This is a genomic window from Kingella kingae ATCC 23330 (assembly GCF_900111845.1).
In the GTDB taxonomy this organism is placed as follows: domain Bacteria; phylum Pseudomonadota; class Gammaproteobacteria; order Burkholderiales; family Neisseriaceae; genus Kingella; species Kingella kingae.
In genome coordinates, this window is record NZ_FOJK01000006.1 from 60,741 (window position 1) to 74,685 (window position 13,945).

The following is a 13,945-nucleotide window of genomic DNA, read 5'->3' on the forward strand; positions in this document are numbered from 1 at the left end:
GTTGGCAACGCTGTACTAATCTAAACTTAATTCACTATATACAATTACACATATCAACACACCCTAATAATATTCAGGGCTAATCTACACTAGCCCATTTATTTTTATGGAGAATCAAATGAATACAGCATTCAAATTATCGTTAGCAGGCGTGATTGCTTTGGCATTGTCGGCTTGTGGCGGACAAAAAGAAGCCGCAGCCCCAGCCGCAGGCAGCCAAGCAGGCGCAGCACCTGTGGTAGAAAAAACTGAAATCCGCTTTGGCGTTACCCCAGGCGATTTTGGCGACCAAGTACGCGAAAGCATTCAAGCGATTTTGGAGAAAAAAGGCTACAAAGTAACCGTAACCGAATACCCAGACTACGTTACGCCTAACAAAGCCTTGGCGGAAAACGCGATTGACATCAATGTGTTCCAACACAAGCCTTATTTGGACAGCTTCAAAGCCGAACACAAATTGGATTTGGTAGAAGCATTCCAAGTACCGACCGCACCTTTGGGTATGTATGGCGGCAAATTGACCGCGCTTGACCAAGTAAAAGACGGCGTGAGCGTGTCTGTGCCAAACGACCCGTCTAACTTTGCTCGCGCTTTGGTTATGCTCAACGATTTGGGCTGGATTAAATTGAAAGACGGCATTGACCCACTCAAAGCCAGCAAAGCCGACATTGCTGAAAACACCAAAAATATCCAACTGGTAGAAATGGAAGCGGCGAACTTGCCACGCAGCCGTCAAGACGTAGATTTTGCGATTGTGAACGGCAACTATGCGATGTCTAGCGGCATGAAATTGACCGAAACGCTGTTCCAAGAGCCAAGTTTTGCGTATGTGAACTGGTCAGCCGTGCGCACCGCCGACAAAGACAGCCAATGGGTTAAAGACGTTACCGATGCCTACAATTCGGACGAATTTAAATCGTATGCTCACACCAAATTTGTGGGCTACAAATTCCCAGCCGCTTGGGGCGAAGGCAGCGTTGCCAATGCCAAAGCAGAAGCATCTGCCGCATCTACTGCATCTGGCGCGAAATAATTTGGGCGATTAAAAAGCAGCCTGCACTTTTCAATCAACAAAAAGTGCAGGCTGCTCTGTCTTGTTTATGTTATGGATTAGTCGGATTCAACGGCACACCTTGCGGCTAATCAAACACCGAAGAAGCCTTAAATTGCGGCAACGTAATTGACGTGTCATCAGCATCAATTTCAATTTCCGCACCGTCTGGCAACACTTCATCTTTTACCAACTCAACGCTAGAACGTGCGCCTTTTGCCAACGTCAATTCGTGCGAACCGCTGTTCCAAGCCACAGAAATCAAATCGCCCTGAATGCGATTTTGCCCTGTGCCACACGTTAAGCAAACAGGTTTGCCTGCGCGTGCTTTCACAATGGCGTCGATTTTGCTGGCGGCAATGGTTTTGCCGTGTGCTTGCACCCATGCTTGAATGCTTTGTTTTAAAGCATTAACGCGCAAATTGTTTTTGCGATACGGGTCTTTGAATGCGGCAAGCCACAAATTGCCTGCGCCATCTTGATTCAACGCTGCCATTTCGTAGCTCACCAATGCGGTTGAGCCTGTGCGAATGGTACGCGCAAATTCCAGCGCATCGGGCGATTTCATGCGAACACAACCGTGGCTCGCCACACCTGGTACGCTGCCAGGATTGCTTGTACCATGAATGCCCAAGCCGAGTTTTGGGTCACCCATACGCACAAACACTGGGCCTAGCGGATTGCTTGGGCCAGGTGGCACGGTTTTGACACCGTCGCCACGTTCACGTTGAATAGAAAGTGGAATGTGCCAAGTGGGATTAAACGCTTTTGCGCCAATGCGATGCTCGCCCAAATTGGTTTGCGTCATCGCTTTGCCCACGGCAACAGGATAGACTTTTTGCAAACGTCCGTTGTTGTACAAAAACAGGCGTTGTTGTGGGACGTTAATCACGACATATTGCCCTTCGGCATCGGGGGCAACATCAGGAACGGGAATGATTTGTGCAGCGTGCGCCCATGCCCAAGAGCAGGCTAGTGCGGCAAACATCATTTTTTTCATAATCATAAAGTCAGCAAAACAAAAACTGCATCATACCTGAATTGCTTTTTGAATTATGCGAAAATAGTCGCCACCTTATCAAAGCAGCCTGCAACGGTTGTAAAAAAACAACTATCGTTAATTAAAATGGCAATGATACTGCGTTGCCAACGACCTTATGTACTTATCGTACACTGCGGTCGTTGTCGCCTTGTCTCATTTTTATTTTAATCAACTCACGAATACCCAACTATGCAAACCATTATTCATTCTCTTGACTACGAAGGGCGCGGTGTGGCGCGTGTGGACGGCAAAACGATTTTTGTGGAAAACGCGCTGCCGTTGGAAGTCGCCGACATCGCCATCATGCAAGACAAAGGCAGTTTTGCCCTTGCCCACGCGCAACGCATTGTGCAGTCATCGCCCTATCGCCGCGAACCAGCGTGTCCACATTATGGCAATTGCGGCGGCTGCGCCCTGCAACACTTGGAATTTAGCGCACAAGTGGCGGCAAAACAGCGCGTGTTTGAAGAACAACTGCAACGCATCGGCAAAGTGCAGCCCGAACAATTATTGCCGCCAATCTACGGCTCGGCGTGGCATTATCGCAGCCGCACGCGCTTGGCGATTTCGCTGGATTGGGCTGGCGAAGTGCAAATCGGTTATCAAGCCAAACGCAGCAAAAAAATCGTGCCAATTTCGCAATGCGCGGTGCTGCCCGAACGCATTTCAAGCAGCCTGCACACGATTCGCGCTGGTTTGCAAGCGATTCATCGTGCTGCGCCCAAAATTCGTATGCAGCATGTGGATATTTTGGCTGGCGACCACATCACGGTGTTGAACATTGCTGCCGATAAGCCTTTGCCAGCCAACGAAGTCGCCCAAATGCAAAGCAGCCTGCAATCGCAAGGCAAATGGCAAATTTGGCAGCAAATTGGTAAACGCCCAGCACAAGCCATCGCCCCAAAAACCGCGCCCGAATTGAGCTACGCGCTGCCCGAATTTGGCTTACACATGCCGTTTCGCGTGGGCGATTTCACGCAGATTAACTTGCCGATGAACGAAGTCATGGTCTCTCGCGCCATACGCCTGCTGCAACCGCAAGCACACGAACGCATTGCCGATTTATTTTGCGGATTGGGCAACTTTACGCTGCCGATTGCACGCAGCGGCGCACAAGTCATCGGCATAGAAGGCGCGGACTTTTTAACGCAACGCGCCACGCACAACGCGCAACAAAACGGTTTGCACAATATTGAATTTTCTACAGCGGATTTGTTTGACACCACGCCACAAACCATTGAACAACTGGGTTATTTTGACAAAATGCTGCTTGACCCGCCACGCGCAGGGGCGTATGCGGTGGTGCAGGCTTTGCATGCGCCGTATTTGCCCAAGCGGATTGTGTATGTGTCGTGCAACCCTGCTACGTTTGCGCGAGATGCGGCGGTGCTGGTGGGCAAGGGCTATCGGTTTAGCGCGGCTGGAATTATGAATTTGTTTCCGCACACGGCGCATGTGGAAGCGATGGCGGTGTTTGATTTAAATGGGTGATTTAAATGTGCAGGCTGCTTTTAAAATCACACAAAAAAAGCAGCCTGCACTTCAATTTAAAGGATTTTCATATGATAGATTTGCTGCAAAACATTCCCCTGCCACGCGAATGGGTTTATACGCTGGTATTGCCGCCTGTCTTGTTGGCAGCGCGTTCCATGCTGTTGCGCCTATATTTGCGCCGTCATGCCGATTGGGAGATTGAAGCCAAACGCCGCGTGTTGGTGTTTAGCCGCAACGTTACTTTATTTTTGATTCTATTAACATTATTCCTGATTTGGGCGAGCCAGATTCAAACCTTCGCGCTGTCTATGGTTGCGTTGGCAGCGGCAACCGTCGTCGCCACCAAAGAATTGATTATGTGCCTATCGGGCAGCCTAATCCGCATTACCACCAAACAATATTCGGTGGGCGATTACATTGAAATCCACCATTTTCGCGGCAGGGTAATAGACATCAATTTGTTCAACACCTTGATGATGGAAATTGGCCCAAACCCACTACTGGGGCAGCTATCAGGCAAAACGCTATCATTCCCCAATAGTTTGCTATTGAGCCATGTGGTGCATCGCGACAATATTTTTGGACAATATGTCGTGCATACGTTTGACATTCCCGTGCCGATTACGCTGGATTCAGACGAAATCGTGCCGAATTTAATGAACGTACTCAACCAGCATTGCGAGCCATATGCCGAGCAAATCGCCGACTATTTGGAAGCCTTGCAAGTGCAGCAACTGTTTATCACACCAGCCGCACGCGCTCGCATTAGCCGCGTTCCGTTTGACGACAAAGTGTATCGCTTGGTCATTCGGTTTGCATCGCCCGTAAACAAACGGCTGGAAACGCAACAAGCGGTGCTGGACGAGTTTATTCGCGTGCAATATCGCTTGCTTAATCGTGCTAATTTGTCATAAAAAGTGCAGGCTGCTTTTGAAATCGCGCAAAAGCAGCCTGCACTTTGTTTCATTAAACTAAATCAAGCATTGCGTCATGTTGCATCATGTATAGTGAATTAAATTTAGATTAGTACAGCGTTGCCAACTCCCTTATGTACTAGCTATACACGGCGGTCGTTGTCGCCTTGTCCTAATCTAAATCTAATCCACTATAACATTGCTGCAAAAATTGTTATATCGTATCATATGCGCCCTTTTAATCAGAAAGCAGCCTGCACATGAAACCGCGTTTTTCTTTATTGCTAACAGGATTGACCCAGCGACTTTTGCTCGCCACCATCGTTCTCATCGCACTATGGAGCGTCTATGCATGGGCGGTTGCCAGCCCCAACGACTTATTCCAGCCAGAAACCCCAACACAAACCGAGGCGCAATAATCATGAACATTGTGATTGACAATTTAACCGTGAGCTATCAATCGCGCCCAGCCGTGCATCATGTGGATATGACGTTCCCAAGCGGTTGTATGTATGCGATTTTTGGCCCAAACGGCGCAGGCAAATCCACGCTACTCAAAGCCATTATGGGCTTGTTGCGATGCAGCACAGGCGCGGTGCATTGGCAAAATCTGCAACGCAAAGACTTGGCGTATTTGCCGCAACAGTCCGATGTAGATAGGTCGCAACCGATGACGGTGTTTGAACTCGCCGCCATGGGTTTGTGGTATGAAATCGGCTTTTTTGGTTGCATATCCAGCAGCCAACGCCAACGAGTGCAGGCTGCTTTGAATCGCGTAGAAATGGGCGAATTTGCCGAACGCGGCATTGGCGAGCTGTCCAACGGACAATTCCAGCGCGTTTTACTCGCCCGAATGCTGGTGCAAAACGCCCCATTTTTGCTGCTAGATGAACCGTTCAACGCCGTAGATGCCAAAACCACCTATGCCCTATTGGAAATATTGCGCCAAGAAAATCAACAAGGTAAAGCCATTATTGCCGTGCTGCACGATTACGAACAAGTCCGCGCCTATTTCCCAAACACCCTGTTAATCGCCCGAGAAAAAGTCGCCAGCGGCAAAACCGAAGACGTGTTGTGCGATGAATTATTGCTCAAAGCCAACGCCCTTGCCCAATCTGCCGAAGACGATGCGTGGTGCGCCACTTAAATCGACAAAAGCAGCCTGCACTATAAATCAACCAAAAAAAGAATTCCCATGACCCGAATCAATCTTGTTCCGCCCACCGAATTGTGCGACCAACATTTGCTTGCCGAACATCGCGAACTCACACGCATTCCCAATGCCGTTGCCAAAGGTAAATTTAGCCTTGTAGGGCAACCCGCCGACTACAAACTCGGCGAAGGACACGTACGATTTTTCTTCAACAAATTGCGCTTTTTGCAAAAACGATACGCCTTGCTACACGAAGAATGCTTGGCGCGCGGATTCAACGTACAAAACCGTTGGGCAGAACAGCTACCCAGCAATCCAGAGCTGTGGCAAGACTACACGCCCACCGAAATCGCGCTTGCCATCAACCGCGAACGCATTGCCGAACGCATGCCACAAAAAGCCCGTTTTACGCCCCATCAAACACCATTGCGCTAAAAAGCAGCCTGCACTTTTTTATTGCGACCCGTCATCATGTTACACGAATACCTAATCGCCCCATTTACCGAATTTTCGTTTATGAAATACGCCCTAGCATCGGTCGTCTTTCTTGCCCTATCCGCCGCACCAGTGGGCGTGTTTTTGGTGATGCGCCGCATGAGTTTGATTGGCGACGCACTCAGCCACGCCGTGTTGCCAGGTGCAGCAATCGGCTACATGATTGCAGGATTAAGCCTGCCCGCCATGAGTTTGGGCGGCTTCATCGCAGGTATGTTGATGGCATTTTTCGCGGGCTTGGTCAGCCGCTTCACCGAACTCAAAGAAGACGCCAATTTTGCTGCATTCTATTTAAGCAGCTTGGCGATTGGCGTGATTTTGGTCAGCCTAAATGGCAACAGCGTAGAACTACTGCATTTATTGTTCGGTTCGGTTTTGGCGGTCGATTTAATTTCGCTGCAACTCATGGGCGCGGTTGCCAGTTTGACCATTGTGGCACTTGCCATCATGTTCCGACCGCTCATGCTAGAAAGCATCGACCCCCTATTTTTACGCGCCGTGCGTGGACGTGGCGGTTTGTGGCACATCGCCTTTTTGGTGCTGGTGGTGATGAATTTGGTCGCAGGCTTTCAAGCACTCGGCACGCTCATGTCGGTTGGCTTGATGATGCTGCCAGCCATTTCCGCCCGATTGTGGGTTAAAAGCATCGGTCGCTTGATGCTAGTTGCCGCAGCAGGCGCGTTGGTGTGCGGTTACGCAGGCTTATTACTGTCCTACCACCACCCAGCCAACATACCATCTGGCCCGACCATTATTTTATTTTGCGGACTTTGGTACTTAATTTCAGTGCTATTTGGCGCAAACAGCGGCATTTTGATTAAATTTTTCAGAAAAAAACACAAAAAAATCAACGCAACAATAAAATAATCTACATTTTTGATTGACACAATTTCAAATTGCATTTATAATGCGCAGCTTATTCCCTGATAGCTCAGTCGGTAGAGCGACGGACTGTTAATCCGCAGGTCACTGGTTCGAGCCCAGTTCGGGGAGCCAAATAAAACGGCTAGTTAGATAAATGTCTAACTAGCCGTGCTTCTTTTTGTATACGTAAAAGCCAACCTGAAACTTTTGCAAACCCAAACATCCTTATATTAGTAAGGACAGGGTTTATCATTCTCCTTTTGCAAAGCATTCAGCCTGCACTTTTGGAAAATCAATCCCAAAAATGCAGGCTGCTTTTTATCTATCTTAAAACTACCACGGGCGCAAATCCACTACACCCAATACTTGCTTGTTTTTACTATCCAGCAAAACTGTCATATCCACTTCATAGGCTTTGAGTGGCAAAAATGTATCGGCTTGCGGATATTTTTGCAAAACTGCTGCCACCACATCGGGCGGATTTGTTTTATTCAAATCACTCAACGCTTGGCTTTCGGTATTGATGCCCACCCATTGCGTGTTCAAATCGGTATAAAAATGGGGCTGCATGGCTGGCGATATGCCTTCTTGCAATTCTTTGGTTAGACGTTGATTGCGCTCTTCATCATTTTTGACTGGTTGCACCGCCACCCATTTGGGCGAACCCCAGCCCAATGTATTAAACGGAGCCTGCGCCTTTGCCAACGATTCATCTGACACATCGGCAGCCTGAATCAAATCAAAGCGGATTTTGTCAAACACCATATACACAGGACGATTAACCGTGATGCTATGCAAACCGTAAACCAAAGCGGCAATTTGAACCAGCACAATCACCGACAAATCAAACTTCAACGATTTTTTGCCCTCTTTTGCCACCGCCAAAGTCAGCAATGGCCCCAAAGTTGCATCCACACCCAGCATCAATAAAAAAATATGCGTCACCCCCACCGCCTTGGCAAGCGGTGCAGGGTGCCACAATAAAAACACGATGGCAGCCGAAATGGCCGCAATCAAAAAAGACAAAATCAAATGAATGACAAAAGCGCGAACTCTGAATGACATTTTTTTATTCATTATAAATAATTAATTTGTTTGACACGACAAAGGCAAGCGATCTTTTTCCACCGTGCCACTGCACACCCAATAAATAATTTGTTCATCAAGGTCTTTGTTGAGTGTTGGCGTTAAAGTTAAGGTTTTACCTGCATTGCCACCTGCATCAAATTGAACTGTAATCACACCTGTGGTAGGAGCAATACTCACCCCGTGTTTAGCAACATATTTTCCGTTTAAACTATTGGCTTGCGAGCCCAAATACCCCGTGCTGCTCACTGCATCGGCATCGGGAAAGGCTTTATATTCTGCTGCCCACACCGCAATGTCATTACGCAAACCTTCAGTTAGCTTAAAGCCCTCTGCCAATTGAGCGCGTGCCACATAATTGGAATACGCAGGCAAAGCAATGGCTGCCAAAATCCCAATAATGGCAATCACAATCATCAATTCTATGAGTGTGAAGCCTGTTTGTGTACCATTTTGTTTCATGTGAATTCCCCCGTGTTTTATGATGTTATGCTGAATAATTATGCTAATTAAAGTTTAGAGTGAATAGTCATTAAGCAAATATGCCGAAAGCCCCTTAAAAAAGGGGCTTTTCTTACAAAGCCAAACCAACCCATTTGGATTGATTTGGCTTATTTGCAATACAAGATTTAATTAATCAATTACCTGAATTAGTAGCAGCAGCGCCTTCTTGGCAGCTAGATGGCAAGCGTTTAGCTTCCAAAGCTTTACCTGAACCGCCAGCACAAACCCATTTAGTGATTTGACCATTGTCTGCATTCAAGCTAGGCGTCAACTTCATAGTTTTACCATCGTTAGCACCGTTGCTATTAAAGGTAATGCTAATAACACCTTTGTCTGCCACTGTAACACCACCTTTGGTCACGTATTTACCAGCCAATGCTTGAGCTGCATCTGCCAATGGTTTAGCCAAACTATCACTACCCAAGTCGGAAGTAGTTGGCAAACGACCTTTGTCTGCTGTGAACACACCGATGTCAGTTTGCAAACCAGAAGTCATTTTGAAACCTTCAGTTGCTTGTGCACGTGCAGTGTAATCTTGGTAAGCTGGTAATGCAATCGCAGCCAAAATACCGATAATAGCGATTACAATCATCAACTCGATTAATGTGAAACCTTTTTGCATAGTTTTCATGTTTTATCTCCAAAAATAAAAGTGGTACTGTTTAAAAAAAGAAAGATGCTTAACTCGCCGTACCGTAGAACTCATTAAGCTATGTTACTTGTCTTACTTGGTAGCAGAGCGCGTGCCATTTGTTTTTTGTTTTTTATCTTTTTGTTTTTTAATAGTATTTTATTAAACTGCCTTTTTTTGTCAGTCGCACAAACGTCAATTTGGGCGCGATTCGCTTATCAATCTGCCGTTTTTTGTCATTTTCTGTGTGTTTTGTTTTAAAATGGCGCGCTGATTGAAGCCTGCAATTTGTTTCCTATTCTTTGGAATAGGAAATGAATTGCCACGCAACCCCATTTTTTGCTACACATTATTATATATATGTCCCACACCAAACAAATCGCCACACGCCCAGTCGTTGCCGAAGTGCAGGCTGCTTTGCAAAATGCTGGCACGCCGCCGTTGTTGGCACAACTTTATGCCGCCCGACACGTTCAATCTGTCGATGAATTGGGCGATAGCTTGTCGCAGCTCATTCCTTATACGCAGCTTAAAAATTGCGAAGCCGCAGCAGAACGCTTGGCAACGGCAATAGAACAACGCCAAAAAATTCTGATTATTGCCGATTACGATGCCGATGGTGCAACCGCCTGTTCGGTTGGCATCAAAGGCTTGCGAAACATGGGCGCGGTGGTGGATTTTTTTGTCCCCAACCGTTTTGAGCACGGCTATGGCTTAACGCCAGAACTTGCCGACATTGCCGCGCAAATGGGCGCACAACTGATTTTAACCGTAGATAACGGCATTTCCAGCCAAGAAGGCGTAGCGCGCGCCAAAGCATTGGGCATAGACACGGTGGTTACCGACCACCACACCGCAGGCAGCAGCGTTCCCGATTGCATTATTGTGAACCCGAATCAACGCGGTTGCGACTTCCCCAGCAAAAGTTTGGCTGGCGTGGGCGTGATTTTTTATGTGTTAATGGCATTACGCGCCCAACTGCGTTCGCGTGGCTATTTTCAACAAGCAGGTTTGCCCGAACCGAATTTGGGCAACTTATTGGACTTGGTGGCATTGGGAACGGTTGCCGATGTTGTGCCGCTAGACCACAACAACCGCATTTTGGTGTCGCAAGGCTTAAAGCGCATTCGGGCTGGCAAAATGTCGCACGGCATACGCGCTTTGTTTGAAATTGCACGGCGCGACACACGCAAAGCCCAGCCGTTTGATATGGGCTTCGCGCTCGGGCCGCGCATTAACGCTGCTGGGCGTTTGGACGATATGAGCATTGGGATTTCGTGTTTGTTGTCGGACAACTTACCCTACGCGCAACAAATCGCCAGCGAGTTGAATCAACTCAATCAAACGCGCCAAGAAATCGAACAAGGCATGTTGCAAGAAGTGTTGGCATTGTGTCCCGATGTGTTGCCTAGCAGCCAAACCACGCTGTCGGTGTATCACGAGCAATTTCATCAAGGCGTGGTCGGCATTGTGGCAAGTCGCCTAAAAGACCGTTTTTATCGCCCTGTGTTTGTGTTTGCACCGTCTGACGATGGCGAATTGCGCGGTTCGGGGCGTTCCATTGCAGGTTTGCATTTGCGCGATGCTTTGGATATGGTTGCCAAGCGTTGCCCCGACATGATTGTGAAATTTGGCGGACACGCGATGGCGGCTGGTTTAACCCTACGCAAACATCGTTTTGACGAATTTTGCCAAGTGTTTGAAGACGTGGTGCAAGGTTTGGTAAACGAAGACATTTTGTCGCAAACGTATTTGACCGATGGCAGCCTGCACGGTTCGGACATCACGCTGGAACAAGCCGATTTAATCAACCGACAAGTGTGGGGGCAAAATTTTCCACCGCCGTCGTTTAGCGATGAATTTGACGTGGTGCGACAACAATTCATGGGCAAAGAGCAAAAACACAAAAAAGCATGGCTGCAAAAAGATGGCTACGAATTTGAAGCGATGTTTTGGCGATGCGAAGACGAGTTGCCCAACAAAATCCGCATCGTGTATCGCCCCACGGTAAACGAATGGAATGGCAACCAAGAATTACAGCTTTATGTGGATTATTGGGAAAGAGCAGTTTAAAATAACGGCTATTCTCAAAAACGAATATTTTTATAGTGGATTAAATTTAGATTAGGACAAGGCGACAACGACTGCCGTGTACAGCTAGTACATAAGGGAGTTGGCAACGCTGTACTAATCTAAATTTAATTCACTATATGTGCAGGCTGCTTTGAAACCCAAAAGCAGCCTGCATCTGTACAATCAACAAAATCAAACAATAAAGGTGAAAATAAAATGAGTTTGGATATTTATTTGATGCGCCACGGCAAAACCATAGCAAACGAACAAGGTTTGGTGCAAGGTTGGAGTGACTCACCTTTAACCGAAGAAGGCATTGCAGATGTGGTTAAATCGGCACAGCGTTTTGCCGATGCAGGCATTAAATTTGATGCCGCGTTTTGCAGCACATCGCCACGCACCAAAACCACCGCACAATTGGTGTTGCAAACCACCAATCAGCCCGATTTGCGTATTCAAGAAATTGAAGACTTGCGCGAATACAATTTTGGCAGCTTCGAGCAAACTCATCGCGATGAACTGCATCAACTGTTGGCAGAAAAAAACGGTTTTGCCAAAGTAGAAGACTGGATTCATGCCTATCGCAATGGTTCATTGCACCGCTTGGCGCAAACTTTGGCACGCATCGACCCGACGCGCAAAGCCGAGGGCGAATCTGAATTTTTGGCGCGATTGAACAGCGTGATGTTCGAGATTATTGGTCTCTCCCCCAGAAAAGGACGCATTTTGGTGGTGTCGCACGGCATGGCGATTACAGGCATCTTAAAAAACATTGACCCGATGTCCACACTATATGAAAGCGTTCCCAATGCCAGCATGACGCGTTTGTCGTATTCGCTGTCGGAAGGCTGGAAAATCCACAGTATTGGCGATGGCGGTTTGCGTGGCAGCCAAGGACGTCCAAGTTTGCTAGAAGCCAGTCGTGCCAAACGCATGGGGCATATTTATTAAAAGCAGCCTACACTTTTTATCGCCCAAAAGGAACACGCTATGACCATTCGCGCTTATTTACATCATACACCGCAAATTGACTCTTCCGTTTATGTGGACGACTCCGCTACCATTATCGGACAAGTTGTGCTGTCTGCCGATAGCTCCGTGTGGTGTGGTGCGGTGGTTCGTGGCGATGTCAATCACATTCACATTGGGCAACGCAGCAATGTGCAAGATTTGACCATGCTGCACGTTTCGCACCAAAACGATGCCAAGCCCGAAGGTTCGCCACTCATCATTGGCGACGACGTTACCATTGGACACATGGCAATGCTGCACGGCTGCCGCATTGGCAACCGCGTGTTGGTGGGCATGGGCAGCATTATTTTGGACGATGCGATAATTGAAGACGAAGTCGTGATTGGTGCAGGCAGTCTTGTGCCACCACGCAAACGCTTGGCAAGTGGTTATTTGTATATGGGGTCGCCCGTGCAACAAATTCGCCCACTCACCGAAGCAGAACGCAGCCATTTTGTGTATTCATCGGCGCACTATGTTAAACTGGCGAACCAATATCAAAAGCAGCCTGCACTATGCCCTTAATCCAAACGCTACCCAACACCCCACTTGACATCGTTGGCGACATACACGGTCAATACGAAGCCCTGCAAAATTTATTGCATTATTTAGGCTACTCGCCAACGGGAAAGCACCCACAAGGACGAAAAATCGTTTTTGTGGGCGATTTAGTAGATAGAGGCCCCGATTCGCCCGCCGTGTTGGCATGGTTCAAACAAGCACACGCAGCAGGCAATGCCTATATGGTTTTGGGCAACCACGAACTTAATTTGCTCATGGGCGAAGCCAAAGACGGTGCAGGCTGGTTTTTTGCCAACCGCTACGAACACGATAGCCACAGCTATGCACCATGGTGCAGGCTGCCCGAATCCGAACACGCATCAACCCTACAATTTCTTGCCACCCAACCATTGGTGTTGCAACGCCACGATTTACGCATTGTTCACGCCGCTTGGCTGCCCGAAGTCATCAAAAAAATACAAGAAAATCAAAATGAAAATATAGTAAAATTGTGTCAAGAATGGGACGAAGAGCTGCATTGCTGTCTCAAACACGCACCGTGGTATGACGATTATTTGGACGAACAAAAACAATACGCCCACACGCTAGAAAGCCATTCGCACACACCCAAAATGCTGCCTGCCACCGCGCAGCACGATGTGTATCGCAGCAGTCGCCACCCGATTCGCGCCATCACTTGCGGCATCGAAAAAATTGCAGAAGAGCCTTTTTTTGCAGGCGGACGTTGGCGTTTTTCGATTCGCAACCCATGGTGGGACGATTACCACGATGCTACCCCTGTGATTGTGGGACACTATTGGCGCAGCTTCGACAACCAGCACACACGCGCCAAGCACCGCGTAAATATGTTTACCGTGCCATCGCATTGCTGGCATGGCGCAAAACGCAATGTATTTTGTATCGATTTTTCGGTTGGCGCACGTTGGCGCGACCGCAAAAAAAACATTAGCCCTTGTCAATCGAAACATCGACTGGCTGCCATGCGCTATCCAGAACGGGTTTTGGTATTTGATAATGGCGATGTTGTGACAACCGAGAATTGAATCTGCCGCATACAGTGAAATGAACAAAACGACAACGTCCGCCGTGTGCAAATAGCACATAA

At 47.9% G+C, this 13,945-nt stretch carries 15 protein-coding genes and 1 tRNA gene; 12 read left to right on the forward strand and 4 right to left on the reverse strand.

The genetic code is table 11. The features are described 5' to 3' along the window. Positions 1–118 precede the first annotated feature (118 nt). Entirely contained in the window at positions 119–1,033 is a 915-nt protein-coding gene (locus BQ5809_RS02340; RefSeq protein WP_003791714.1) for a MetQ/NlpA family ABC transporter substrate-binding protein, read from the forward strand. A gap of 106 nt (positions 1,034–1,139) precedes the next feature. On the opposite strand, the gene BQ5809_RS02345 is transcribed toward BQ5809_RS02340, so the two are convergent. Further along, positions 1,140–2,051 (reverse strand): L,D-transpeptidase, encoded by a 912-nt coding sequence (locus BQ5809_RS02345; RefSeq protein WP_032827826.1) that lies wholly within the window; start codon positions 2,049–2,051, stop codon positions 1,140–1,142. Between the two features lie 231 nt (positions 2,052–2,282). Here BQ5809_RS02345 and rlmD point away from each other — a divergent pair, with 231 nt between their 5' ends. The 7 genes from rlmD to BQ5809_RS02375 all read left to right on the forward strand — a co-directional run bounded on the left by rlmD (position 2,283) and on the right by BQ5809_RS02375 (position 7,145). Then, entirely contained in the window at positions 2,283–3,584 is a 1,302-nt protein-coding gene (rlmD, locus tag BQ5809_RS02350; protein ID WP_003788320.1) for a 23S rRNA (uracil(1939)-C(5))-methyltransferase RlmD, read from the forward strand. A gap of 71 nt (positions 3,585–3,655) precedes the next feature. Further along, positions 3,656–4,501, forward strand: coding sequence for a mechanosensitive ion channel family protein (locus tag BQ5809_RS02355; protein WP_032827827.1), 846 nt, complete (start codon positions 3,656–3,658; stop codon positions 4,499–4,501). A gap of 260 nt (positions 4,502–4,761) precedes the next feature. Then, positions 4,762–4,920: a hypothetical protein gene (locus BQ5809_RS11070; protein ID WP_019390092.1), complete on the forward strand. Its 159-nt coding sequence runs from the start codon at positions 4,762–4,764 to the stop codon at positions 4,918–4,920. Positions 4,921–4,922: 2 nt separating this feature from the next. Then, positions 4,923–5,648 (forward strand): metal ABC transporter ATP-binding protein, encoded by a 726-nt coding sequence (locus BQ5809_RS02360; RefSeq protein WP_003791722.1) that lies wholly within the window; start codon positions 4,923–4,925, stop codon positions 5,646–5,648. Between the two features lie 48 nt (positions 5,649–5,696). After that, positions 5,697–6,089 carry a pyrimidine dimer DNA glycosylase/endonuclease V gene (locus tag BQ5809_RS02365; RefSeq protein ID WP_003788325.1) on the forward strand — a complete coding sequence of 131 codons (393 nt, stop codon included), beginning with the start codon at positions 5,697–5,699 and terminating at the stop codon, positions 6,087–6,089. A 36-nt stretch (positions 6,090–6,125) separates the two neighbouring features. After that, a complete protein-coding gene (locus BQ5809_RS02370) occupies positions 6,126–7,016 on the forward strand; it encodes a metal ABC transporter permease (protein ID WP_003788327.1) in 891 nt (296 codons plus the stop codon). Positions 7,017–7,069: 53 nt separating this feature from the next. Then, a tRNA-Asn gene (locus BQ5809_RS02375) sits at positions 7,070–7,145 on the forward strand. A gap of 201 nt (positions 7,146–7,346) precedes the next feature. On the opposite strand, the gene tfpZ is transcribed toward BQ5809_RS02375, so the two are convergent. From tfpZ to BQ5809_RS02390, 3 genes are all read right to left on the reverse strand, one after another. Continuing rightward, a complete protein-coding gene (gene tfpZ / locus BQ5809_RS02380; RefSeq protein WP_032827860.1) occupies positions 7,347–8,078 on the reverse strand; it encodes a TfpX/TfpZ family type IV pilin accessory protein in 732 nt (243 codons plus the stop codon). Between the two features lie 21 nt (positions 8,079–8,099). Then, positions 8,100–8,561 carry a pilin gene (locus BQ5809_RS02385; protein ID WP_003788330.1) on the reverse strand — a complete coding sequence of 154 codons (462 nt, stop codon included), beginning with the start codon at positions 8,559–8,561 and terminating at the stop codon, positions 8,100–8,102. Between the two features lie 175 nt (positions 8,562–8,736). Then, the gene (locus BQ5809_RS02390) at positions 8,737–9,234 is read right to left on the reverse strand and encodes a pilin (RefSeq protein WP_003788333.1); all 498 of its coding nucleotides are present in this window, start codon (positions 9,232–9,234) and stop codon (positions 8,737–8,739) included. A 360-nt stretch (positions 9,235–9,594) separates the two neighbouring features. On the opposite strand from BQ5809_RS02390, the gene recJ reads away from it, so the two are divergent. The 4 genes from recJ to BQ5809_RS02410 all read left to right on the forward strand — a co-directional run bounded on the left by recJ (position 9,595) and on the right by BQ5809_RS02410 (position 13,883). Next, entirely contained in the window at positions 9,595–11,307 is a 1,713-nt protein-coding gene (gene recJ, locus BQ5809_RS02395; protein WP_003788336.1) for a single-stranded-DNA-specific exonuclease RecJ, read from the forward strand. A 216-nt stretch (positions 11,308–11,523) separates the two neighbouring features. Then, positions 11,524–12,258, forward strand: coding sequence for a histidine phosphatase family protein (locus BQ5809_RS02400; protein ID WP_003788337.1), 735 nt, complete (start codon positions 11,524–11,526; stop codon positions 12,256–12,258). A 39-nt stretch (positions 12,259–12,297) separates the two neighbouring features. After that, positions 12,298–12,843, forward strand: a complete 546-nt coding sequence (locus BQ5809_RS02405) for a gamma carbonic anhydrase family protein (protein ID WP_003788339.1) — start codon at positions 12,298–12,300, stop codon at positions 12,841–12,843. Beyond that, entirely contained in the window at positions 12,834–13,883 is a 1,050-nt protein-coding gene (locus BQ5809_RS02410) for a metallophosphoesterase (RefSeq protein ID WP_003788341.1), read from the forward strand. The genes BQ5809_RS02405 and BQ5809_RS02410 overlap by 10 nt, the downstream gene beginning before the upstream one ends. Positions 13,884–13,945: the final 62 nt, after the last annotated feature.

Excerpts from the sequence above, each read along its gene's own strand:
- BQ5809_RS02410 (WP_003788341.1), top strand. The coding sequence starts at position 12,834 with ATGCCCTTAATCCAAACGCTACCCAACACCCCACTTGACATCGTTGGC.
- BQ5809_RS02340 (WP_003791714.1), top strand. The coding sequence starts at position 119 with ATGAATACAGCATTCAAATTATCGTTAGCAGGCGTGATTGCTTTGGCA.
- BQ5809_RS11070 (WP_019390092.1), top strand. The coding sequence starts at position 4,762 with ATGAAACCGCGTTTTTCTTTATTGCTAACAGGATTGACCCAGCGACTT.
- BQ5809_RS02405 (WP_003788339.1), top strand. The coding sequence starts at position 12,298 with ATGACCATTCGCGCTTATTTACATCATACACCGCAAATTGACTCTTCC.
- BQ5809_RS02400 (WP_003788337.1), top strand. The coding sequence starts at position 11,524 with ATGAGTTTGGATATTTATTTGATGCGCCACGGCAAAACCATAGCAAAC.
- rlmD (WP_003788320.1), top strand. The coding sequence starts at position 2,283 with ATGCAAACCATTATTCATTCTCTTGACTACGAAGGGCGCGGTGTGGCG.
- BQ5809_RS02360 (WP_003791722.1), top strand. The coding sequence starts at position 4,923 with ATGAACATTGTGATTGACAATTTAACCGTGAGCTATCAATCGCGCCCA.
- BQ5809_RS02365 (WP_003788325.1), top strand. The coding sequence starts at position 5,697 with ATGACCCGAATCAATCTTGTTCCGCCCACCGAATTGTGCGACCAACAT.
- recJ (WP_003788336.1), top strand. The coding sequence starts at position 9,595 with ATGTCCCACACCAAACAAATCGCCACACGCCCAGTCGTTGCCGAAGTG.
- BQ5809_RS02370 (WP_003788327.1), top strand. The coding sequence starts at position 6,126 with ATGTTACACGAATACCTAATCGCCCCATTTACCGAATTTTCGTTTATG.
- tfpZ (WP_032827860.1), bottom strand. The coding sequence starts at position 8,078 with ATGTCATTCAGAGTTCGCGCTTTTGTCATTCATTTGATTTTGTCTTTT.
- BQ5809_RS02355 (WP_032827827.1), top strand. The coding sequence starts at position 3,656 with ATGATAGATTTGCTGCAAAACATTCCCCTGCCACGCGAATGGGTTTAT.
- BQ5809_RS02345 (WP_032827826.1), bottom strand. The coding sequence starts at position 2,051 with ATGAAAAAAATGATGTTTGCCGCACTAGCCTGCTCTTGGGCATGGGCG.
- BQ5809_RS02385 (WP_003788330.1), bottom strand. The coding sequence starts at position 8,561 with ATGAAACAAAATGGTACACAAACAGGCTTCACACTCATAGAATTGATG.
- BQ5809_RS02390 (WP_003788333.1), bottom strand. The coding sequence starts at position 9,234 with ATGAAAACTATGCAAAAAGGTTTCACATTAATCGAGTTGATGATTGTA.